The following is an 8,971-nucleotide window of genomic DNA, read 5'->3' on the forward strand; positions in this document are numbered from 1 at the left end:
CCCGGCCGTGTCGAAGGGGGCGAAATAGGGACGGCCGCCGCGCTCGAGGAAGAAGCCGAGCAGGCTCTTCTTCTCCTTGCGCAGGATGCGCACGATCCGGCCCTCGGGACGGCCGGTCCGCCCTTTTTCGCGGAACACGACCTCGACCTCGTCGCCGTTCAGGGCGCCCTTGGCCAGGCGGGCGGGGACATAGACGTCGTCCCCCGTCCGGCCCTCGGTGGCGACGAAGCCGTAGCCGCGGCCCGCCGTCACGAAGCGGCCGCGCGCCACGTCGGACTCCGGGGGCAGGAGATAGCGGGTCTTGACCCGGCGGATGAGCCCGCTCTCTTCGAGCTCCCGTAGGCGGCCTTCGACCTTGGCCCGCTCCTTGCGCGGCGAGCGCAGCTCGCGAAACAGGTCGGCCAGGGTCAGCCCCTGCCGGTTGCGGCGCAGGGCTTCCAAAATTTTTTGCGAATCGCTGATCGTCATCAATAATTGAACGGCGCGAAATACGGCAGGCCGTATCTTTCCCGCAGCCGCTTCAGCAGGCGCGTCCGGCCCGGGCCCGCGGCCCGGCGATCCTCGTCCGACGCGCTCGCCAGAAGCGCCGCGTCGGCCTCGGCGTCGAGCCGCTCCAGGGCGTCCTCGTCGACGGGAGGATGGGTCAGGATGTTATAGGCCCGGTCGGCCGCCCGGAGCAGGCTCACGGGAGCCTCCCCGAAGTCGGTTAAAAAGCGGACCGTCTCGGCGGCGGCGCGGCCGCACGGATCCGGCTTCGGCGCGGACCGGCCGGCCTCTCCCACGCGGCGGTCGCGCCACCGGGCGAAGGCTCGCTCGACTTCGGCCCGGCAATAAGCCAGGGTCGGGCCGCGCCCGCGCGGACGAAGCCGGGCCGCGGAGCGCTCGAAGGTCCGTTCGATCCCCTCTAGGACCGCGTCGGCCGGAATGCCGGCCCGCTCCCAGGCGACGATAAGATCGATCTCGGCCGCCGATAGGATCAGGGGCGCCCCGCGCCGGGCCAGAAAGGCGCGCGAGATTCGCTTAAAATAGGGGTCAGGTCTTAAGATATTAGTTTTCTCCATCTCTGCGGTCATAGCGGCGTATTCCGATGCTTCCCAATCCTCGGCTTAAATCCGACTCGGCGCGAAACTTATATCTTAAGACCTGACCCCTTCCCATTATACACGGCCGGACAGGCGAGCGTAAAAGAAGGGGGCTTTTTGCTATAATCTATTCATCCGTCCCCGGAGGGTCAAGCATGCGAACACTCCGTGCCTATTTCCTCGCGGTCCTGGCCGTCGGCCTGATCGCGCTTCCTGCCGTCTTCGATCCAACGCCCGCCCTAGCCCAAGCCACCCAATGGATCTTTCGGGTCGTCGCCGATCCGGCGCCGGTCCGAGTGCGCCCGGACATTACGGCTCCGCAGATCGACGCCTTCGTCAAGGGGACCGAGGTCAAGTCCTACGCCACCGAAGGCGCCTGGGTCCGCTTCCTCGTCACGCGCAAAGACGGGTCGGTCCTCGTCGGCTACGTCTCCGCAAGCGACCTGGAGCTTGTCGAGACGAAAGAAGAATCGACCGTCGACTTCTGGACCTCGCCGGACGAAGCCTTTCGGGGCACCGGGTTCGTGTTCCGCTTCTCGGGAGGCATCGGCACGCTGGGCGGCGGCGACCTGCTGACCGGAATCTCGGACCGCTTCCAGACCCAGATCGAGCAATTGCTGGCCTTGGACTACACGCCGCTCGACCCGTCAGATTACTCGTTCAAGATCCGGACCTCCTTCAGCGGCGAGATGCTCTACCACTTCACGCCCCGCTTCGGCCTGGGCCTGGGCGCCGCGGTCGCCTACGCCCACACCTTCGGCGAGAGCGTCTTCACCAAGTACTTTCCGATCGAGAACAAGGCCGTGGTCGAGCCGAACATCCGGACCATGGCCTATTTCGCCACGGCCGCCTACCTGCTGCCGATCAACAAGCTGCTATCCGTTCGCTTCAGCGGCGGACCGATGTGGGTCCAAACGAAGTACTCCTTCCACGGCATGACCCCGGCCGCGGAAATTCAAACGGACTTCATCCAACGAGCGGACGGCTCGGGCTTCGGCGCGCAAGCCGGGATTGCGCTGGAGCTCAATCTCAACGAGCGCGCCGCCCTCTATCTCGAGGTCTCGGGGCGGGCAGGCACCATCCGCAACTTCCAGGGGACGCAGACCACGTCGACCGTTCTGGCCAACCACATGGCCTATGAAGACGATGTGGCGGGAAACCTCTACGCCGTCGAGACGGACGGCAAGACGCTCCTCATGATCCTGCCCGACCCGAGCCTGGCCCCGGGACCCTATCGGGAGGCCGGCTACAACCTGACAGGGGTCGACGCCCGCTTCGGCTTCCGGATCCGCTTCTAAAGGAGAGGGACGATGAACAGCACGAGCATCCGCGCCCTTACGGCGATCTTGATCCTGGCGGCGGCCGCCGGCGCCACTCCGGCCGCCGGCCCGCAGGCCCGGCCCGCCGCTTTGGCGGGCAAGCATCAAACCTGGATCGAGGCCGATGCGGCCCTGATCATAACCCCCGGCGAGCGGGAGGCCTTCCTTAAGCTCGAATCGGACCGTGACCGCGACCTGTTCATCGAGGAGTTCTGGCGGCAGCGCGACCCGACCCCGGGGACACCCCTCAACGAATACCGGGTCGAGCATTTCCGCCGGCTGGAGTTCGCCGATCGCGTTTTCGGGCACGGCCGCGCCGCGGACGGCCGCGGGTCGGATCGGGGCCGGATGTATATCCTCCTCGGTCCGCCGCGCGACGTCGATAAGATTGAAAAGTCGGACGTCCGCCCGCTGGAGGTCTGGACCTACCAAAGCCATGCCTCCGTCGATCAAGCAGGCCTCTTCCGCCTCCTCTTCTATCGGCCGGAGTCGGGCCGGGAATACGCCCTCTACAACCCGGCGACGGACCGGCCGAGCAAGCTGGTATCCGATGGCGGCCGGGCCGACAAGACGGGCCAAGAAACGGACGCGACGCCGCTTCCGTTCGAGGCGGACAAGAGCTGGGGTCCGGCCGATCAGCGCGCGTTCCGAAGGCTGGCCGGCACTGTCGGCTCGCCGGCCGCGGAATGCGCCCTGACCTGCATCCCCGGCGATCGCGGCGAGGGCGCCGCGGTGCGTTCCGCCGCCCTGTTGGGCGCGATCTCCGAAGCGCCCCGCCGGCGGCTCGACGATCGCTACGCCCAGGCCTTCCTGGCTCATAAGAGCCTGGCAGAGGTCGGCTACTCGGTCAAGGCCATCGCCAACCGGGCCGCCGTTCAAGCCTATTTCGAGCCGAACGGATCGTGCTTCCTGCATTTCGCCGTGGTGCCCGAGCACCTGGCGCTGGAAGCGTTCGGCGACATGTACACGGCCGGACTGCGGACGACTCTGCGGCTCGCGGACGCCTCCGGTCGAACCCTCTTCGAGCGTCGGCGGGAGATCCCGATCTCGCTTCACCGCAGCGAGCTCAAGGCCGTCCAGGACAAGGTCTTCCAAGTCTATGATGCGGTGCCGGTCCTGCCCGGTGCGATGGTTCTCCACTATCGGATGGAGAATACGATCAACAAAGAATTCACGACCGTCGAGCGGACGCTCTCGATCCCGCCGGCCGGGACCATGGACATGACGCCGCCCCTCCTGGGGCGGCGCGGAATCAGGATGGAGGCGGCCGCGGGCGTGGAGCCGCGCGCCTTCCAGGTCGGAGCCATTCAGATCGACCCCTCGGCCGACGGCGTCTTCGGGACGGCGGAAGAGATCTTCCTTTTCCTCCAATTGAACGGGCCGAGCCGGGAGCTGAAAGCCTCCGGCACGCTGGAAGTCGCCGTGAGCGGAAACAGCGGCGGGACGCCGAAGATTCTCCGCAAGCCTCTCGCGGGGTACGCGGACGGGAATATCCTGGAAAAGCTGCCCACGGACGGGCTGGCGGCCGGCGCCTACGCGGTCGAGGCCCGGCTGCTCGATGGGTCGGGCCGAGCCGTTCTCGAATCCAAGGGCGGGCTGGCGCTGCGGAGCGGCGATCAGCCGGCGGCCTGGGTCGCCGCCGGCACCAATCCGCCCGCCGGCGATCCCTACTACGCCTTTGTCCTGGGGACGCAGGCGGCGAACCGGGGCGATACGACCGCCGCGCTCAAGTCGCTAGTCGACGCCTGGCGGGCGAACGAAGAGTCCATCGAATTCGCGGTTGGATACGCCAAAGCCCTCCTGGCGGTCAAGGACGCCGGGCCGGCTCGCGACGTCCTGGGCCGTTACGACGGCAAGCCGGGGGTGGATTTTGACTTCTACGCAACTCTGGGCCGGGCCGCCTGGATGGCCGGGCAGGTGCGGGAGGCCGCCGGCTGGTACGATAAAGCCCTGTTGTACCAACGCAATGTGCCCGCCGCGCTCAACGCCCTGGGGGAATGCCGTCTGACGCTGGGCGAAGAAGCCAAGGCCCGCGAGGCGTGGCGGAGATCGCTGGAGGTCCAGCCCGACCAGCCGGAGATTAAAAAGAAGCTGGACGGCCTTAAATAATTAGGATCCGCGTCCGGATCGGATCGATCAGCGCGTCGGGGGCGAGAATCCGGCCCGTCGCCATGCGCAGGGAGACGGCTGTATCCGCGATGTCCGGCGGGAAATCGGCCGCCGTCTGATTCACGTTCAAGCCCACGCCGACGATCGCGAATTCCAGCCGCGCGCCTTCGAACCCGCTCTCGCACAGGACGCCCCCCAGCTTGCGGCCGTCCCAGACGATGTCGTTGGGCGGTTCGACCGCGGCTCGGACGCCGACCGTCTCCTCCACGGCATCCTGCACGGCCCGGGCGGCCCGCAGGGGCAGCCCGGCTAGGTCGGCGATCGGCGGGCGCAGGATGACCGATAGATAAAGCCCCAAGCCCCGGGGCGATTGCCAGACGCGGCCGCGGGTCCCCCGCCCCGCCGTCTGCGCGCCGGCGACGACGGCGACGCCGGCCGCCGCTCCGCCGCGGGCCAGACGCTTGGCCTCGTCGTTGGTCGAGGGGCAGGAATCGAGACGGACGAGAATCACGGGCGCTTATTTCTTGGGCGAATCGGGACGCCGCAGCTCACGGACCAGACGCTTGCGGTATTCGGCGGCGGCGATCTCGCGCATCTTCTCTTCCCACGGAGCCCGCGCGATTTCGTCCCGGACGAGCCGGCGAAGAGTTTTTTCGAGCGGCGTATCCTCGAGGCCCAGGGTCGGCGAGGCCGGGTCGGAGGGCGTCGCCTCGCGGGGGATTTCGACCTGCGGCTCTTCCGGCAGCGAAGGGATCTCGCGCCGCTTTTCCACGGCCCGCCGGACGAGCCCGGCCAGGGCGGTCGAATCGAAGGGCTTGCGCACGACGCCGTCGTGATCCAGCCCCGACAGACGGTTGACGTCCAGGGTCTCCGTCACCCCCTGCAGGAAAACAAGGGCCACGACCCGCGCTGCCGGGTCTTCGCGGAGCATCGCGCCGATTTCGTAGCCGCTGCGGCCGGGCAAGCCGAGCGAGGCCAGGACGGCGTCGGGCTTGAACTCGGCCAAGGCCCGCGCCGCCCGGGCTCCGTCGACGGCCGCCCGGACATCGAACTCGGGCTCGGGCAGGGCGGATTGGATGGCCCTGGCCGTAGCGGGCGATTCGTCGGCGAGCAGAACGCGGATCGGCATCAGGGTTATTTTACCCCCAAATAGAGGTAGGGGTCAGGTCTTAAGATATAAGTTTTCTCGTGACACTATTTTGCCAAAGTGACGCTTTTTCGCCTGATATATTAGATACCTTAAATCTTAAGACCTGACCCCTAATATTCCACGACGACGGTGCCCTCGCCGAGCAGGGCTTCCAGCGCTTTGATGACGGCCGGAGCCGGCGTCAGTCCCTTGTAATCGGGCGACTGGGTCGTGACCCGGTAGGACAAGGGCGTTTCGAGCTCGAAATACAGCGGGCACTCCCCGGCGTTCTTCTCCAGGATCTCCTTGAGGTCCTCCAGGGTGGAAGGTTCGAGCCCCGGCATGAAGACGCGCAGGATGACCTGCTTGGCCATCTTCTGCAGGGCGTCGTCGAGCGGAAGGATGGCGGTGAGCTGGATTTTGCGGTTTTCGCCCTCGCCGATGAACTTGCCCTTGAGCCATACCTTGAGGTCCTCGCGGATGAACTCGTAATACTTCTTGAAAGCGTCGGGGAAAGCCACCACCTCGACCCGGCCGGTCAAGTCCTCCAGGCTGAAGGAGGCCATCTGCTCCTCCTTCTTGGTTTTGAGGTTCTTGAAGTCCTGGATGATCCCGGCCAGGACCACTTCGGACCCGAAGTCGCGCTCGTCGTCCAGGTCGGCCACGAAATGGGAGACCAGCCGCCGCAGGGTCGTCTCGAACTCGGCCAACGGATGGCCGGTGATATAGAAGCCCAGGGCCTCCTTCTCGTACGACAGCATCAGCGACTCGTCCCATTCGCGCATGGACCGGATCTCGGCCGAGATTTCGGGCGGCTCGGCATCGCCGCCGAAGAGCGACGACTGGCGGGAAGCCTTGGCCCGCTGGGCTTCGCGGTTGAACTGGATCATGGCGTCCACGAGGTGAAAACACTGGGAGCGCGGCAGGCCCAGGGAATCGAGGGCCCCGGCCTTGATCAGGCTCTCCAGGACCTTGCGGTTGACGACCCGGGTGTCGGCGTCGCGGACGATATCGAAAGGCGTCGCGAACGCGCCTCGCTCCCGCCGCAGCTCGACGACGGCCCGGGCCGCGGTCTCGCCGACGTTCTTGACGGCCGACAGGCCGAAGCGGATCTCCGATCCCTTGACGGTGAAGGAGAAGTCCGAGGCGTTGATGTCGGGCGGCAAGACCTCGATGCCCATGGCCTTGCACTCGCCGATGTACTTGACGACCTGGGCCGTGCCCCCCCGCTCGGCTTCGGACGAGATCAGGGCGGCCATGAAATGGCGCGGGTAGTGGGCCTTGAGCCAGGCGGTCTGGAAGGCCAGGGCGGCGTAGGCGGCGCTGTGGGACTTGTTGAAACAGTACTCGGCAAACTCCAGGATCTGGTCGAAAAGCTTGCCCGCCGGGGCGGCCGGCACGATCTTGGCCGCCTTGACGCCGGCCAGGAACTGGGCCTTCTGCTCCTTCATCAGGACTTTGTCCTTCTTGCCCATAGCCTTGCGCAAGACGTCGGCCTGGGCCATGGAGAATCCGGCCAGGACGACGGCAATGCGCATGACCTGCTCCTGGTACACGATCAGGCCGCGGGTTTCCTTGAGGATAGGCTCCAGGGAGGGGATGTCATAGACGATCTGCTCCGGATTGTGCTTGCGGGAGACGAACTTATCGGTCATGCCGCTCTTCAGCGGCCCGGGCCGGAACAGGGCGTTGAGGGCGATGAGGTCGCGGAACTCCTCCGGCCGGTAGCGGCGCAAAAGGTTCTTCATACCCGGGCTCTCGAACTGGAAGACGCCGTCGGTGGCCGCGGCCTGGAACAAGGCGAAGGTCTTGGCGTCGTCCAGGGGCAGGTTGTCCACGTCCGGGCGCTCGCCCACATCCCGTTCGATGATGTCCAGGGCGTCGCGGATGATGGTCAGGTTGCGCAGGCCCAACAGGTCCATCTTGAGCAGGCCGATACTCTCGACGTCCTTCATGGGGAATTGGGTCGTGACCTCGCCTTTGACCGAGCGATACAGGGGCACGAACTCGGTCAGCGGGAGGGGCGTGATGACCACCCCGGCGGCGTGGATAGAGGGGTTGCGGACCTGGCCCTCGACCTTCTGGGCCAGGGCCAATAGATGGGCGATCTTGGAGTTGCGGTCCCGCAGCTCGCGCAGCGCCGGGACGTCTTTAAGGGCGCTCTCGATGGTCACTTCCTGCCCCGGGGCGAAGGGGATCATCTTGGCGATTTTGTCGACCTCGGCCAGGGGCACTTCGAGCACCCGGCCGACGTCGCGGATGGCGGCCCGGGCGGCCATGGTCCCGAAGGTGATGATCTGGCAAACGTTGTCCTCGCCGTAGCGCTCCCGGACATACTTCAGCATTTCCTCCCGGCGCCGGGCGCAGAAGTCCATGTCGATGTCCGGCAGGCTGATCCGCTCGGGGTTGAGGAAGCGCTCGAAGAGCAGGTCGTACTCGATCGGATCGATGTCGGTGATGCCCAGGCTGAAGGCCAGCAGGCTGCCGGCGGCCGAGCCGCGCCCCGGGCCGACCGGGATGTCCTTCTGCCGGGCCGTCCGCAGGAGATCCCAGACGATCAGGAAATAGCCCTCGAACTCCATCTTTTCGACCAGCCGCAGCTCGCGCTCGAAGCGCTCCTTGTACTCGACCTCGGTATGAGCGGACTCGCCTTTGGCCAACCGCGGCCGGATGGCGCCCAGGCGGGCCTCGAAGCCCTCGCGGGAGACCTGCTCGAAATACTCCTGCACAGTCTGGCTGCCGGGCGGATCGAAGCGAGGCAGGAAATGGACGTCCTTGGGGAAGGAGTAGTCGCAGCGGGCCGCGATCTGGAAGGTATTCTCGATCGCTTCCGGAACCTCGGCGAAGAGCGCGGCCATCTCCTCGCCGCTCTTAAAATAGAACTCCTGCGAACCGAACTTAATACGATCCGGGTCGGAAACTTTTTTATTGGTCTGGATGCAGAGCAGGGCGTCGTGGCTCTCGGCGTCCTCTTTTTCGGTGTAATGGCAATCGTTGGTGGCGGCCAGGGGGAGGCCGAGCGAGCGGGCCAGGCGGACGAGCTTGGGGTTGACCTCCTTCTGCGGCGCCAGGCCGTGGTCCATCAGCTCGATGTAGAACCCTTCGGGGCCGAAGATCTCGGCGTACTCGCCGGCCGCCTTGAAAGCCGCCTCGTCCATGCTCCGGGTCAGGAAATAGGCCACCTCGCCCTTCAGGCATCCGGACAGGGCGATGAGACCCTTGGAGTGCTCGGCCAGGAGGGCCTTATCGACGCGGGGCCGGTAATAAAAGCCCTCGGTGTAGGCCTTGGACAGCAGGAAGGCCAGATTGCGGTACCCGATTTCGTTCTGGAC

The 8,971-nt window shown here is 66.1% G+C and carries 7 protein-coding genes; 2 read left to right on the forward strand and 5 right to left on the reverse strand.

All coding sequences use genetic code 11. The annotated features are described in order from the left end of the window. Both NTZ26_04130 and NTZ26_04135 read right to left on the reverse strand, forming a co-directional pair. Window positions 1–468, reverse strand: a 468-nt coding sequence (locus tag NTZ26_04130) for a hypothetical protein (GenBank protein MCX6559680.1), incomplete at its 3' end; no start/stop codon positions are given. Then, window positions 468–1,073, reverse strand: a complete 606-nt coding sequence (locus NTZ26_04135) for a hypothetical protein (protein ID MCX6559681.1) — start codon at window positions 1,071–1,073, stop codon at window positions 468–470. The genes NTZ26_04135 and NTZ26_04130, both read right to left, overlap by 1 nt. Window positions 1,074–1,237: 164 nt before the next feature. On the opposite strand from NTZ26_04135, the gene NTZ26_04140 reads away from it, so the two are divergent. Next, window positions 1,238–2,380: a hypothetical protein gene (locus NTZ26_04140; protein MCX6559682.1), complete on the forward strand. Its 1,143-nt coding sequence runs from the start codon at window positions 1,238–1,240 to the stop codon at window positions 2,378–2,380. Window positions 2,381–2,392: 12 nt separating this feature from the next. Then, the gene (locus NTZ26_04145) at window positions 2,393–4,510 is read left to right on the forward strand and encodes a GWxTD domain-containing protein (GenBank protein ID MCX6559683.1); all 2,118 of its coding nucleotides are present in this window, start codon (window positions 2,393–2,395) and stop codon (window positions 4,508–4,510) included. On the opposite strand, the gene NTZ26_04150 is transcribed toward NTZ26_04145, so the two are convergent. The 3 genes from NTZ26_04150 to dnaE form a co-directional block, all read right to left on the reverse strand. Continuing rightward, window positions 4,503–5,021 carry a biotin--[acetyl-CoA-carboxylase] ligase gene (locus NTZ26_04150; protein ID MCX6559684.1) on the reverse strand — a complete coding sequence of 173 codons (519 nt, stop codon included), beginning with the start codon at window positions 5,019–5,021 and terminating at the stop codon, window positions 4,503–4,505. The genes NTZ26_04145 and NTZ26_04150 overlap by 8 nt on opposite strands. A gap of 6 nt (window positions 5,022–5,027) precedes the next feature. Beyond that, complete coding sequence (locus tag NTZ26_04155; GenBank protein MCX6559685.1) at window positions 5,028–5,639, reverse strand: response regulator; 612 nt, start codon at window positions 5,637–5,639, stop codon at window positions 5,028–5,030. Window positions 5,640–5,770: 131 nt separating this feature from the next. Beyond that, window positions 5,771–8,971 (reverse strand): DNA polymerase III subunit alpha (gene dnaE, locus NTZ26_04160; protein ID MCX6559686.1); only part of this gene is annotated, 3,201 nt, incomplete at its 5' end.

The organism is Candidatus Aminicenantes bacterium (assembly GCA_026393855.1).
GTDB lineage: Bacteria > Acidobacteriota > Aminicenantia > Aminicenantales > UBA4085 > UBA4085.

Bases quoted from the DNA above. Each gene is read 5' to 3' on its own strand.
- NTZ26_04135 (MCX6559681.1), bottom strand. From the start codon at position 1,073: ATGACCGCAGAGATGGAGAAAACTAATATCTTAAGACCTGACCCCTAT.
- NTZ26_04140 (MCX6559682.1), top strand. From the start codon at position 1,238: ATGCGAACACTCCGTGCCTATTTCCTCGCGGTCCTGGCCGTCGGCCTG.
- NTZ26_04145 (MCX6559683.1), top strand. From the start codon at position 2,393: ATGAACAGCACGAGCATCCGCGCCCTTACGGCGATCTTGATCCTGGCG.
- NTZ26_04155 (MCX6559685.1), bottom strand. From the start codon at position 5,639: ATGCCGATCCGCGTTCTGCTCGCCGACGAATCGCCCGCTACGGCCAGG.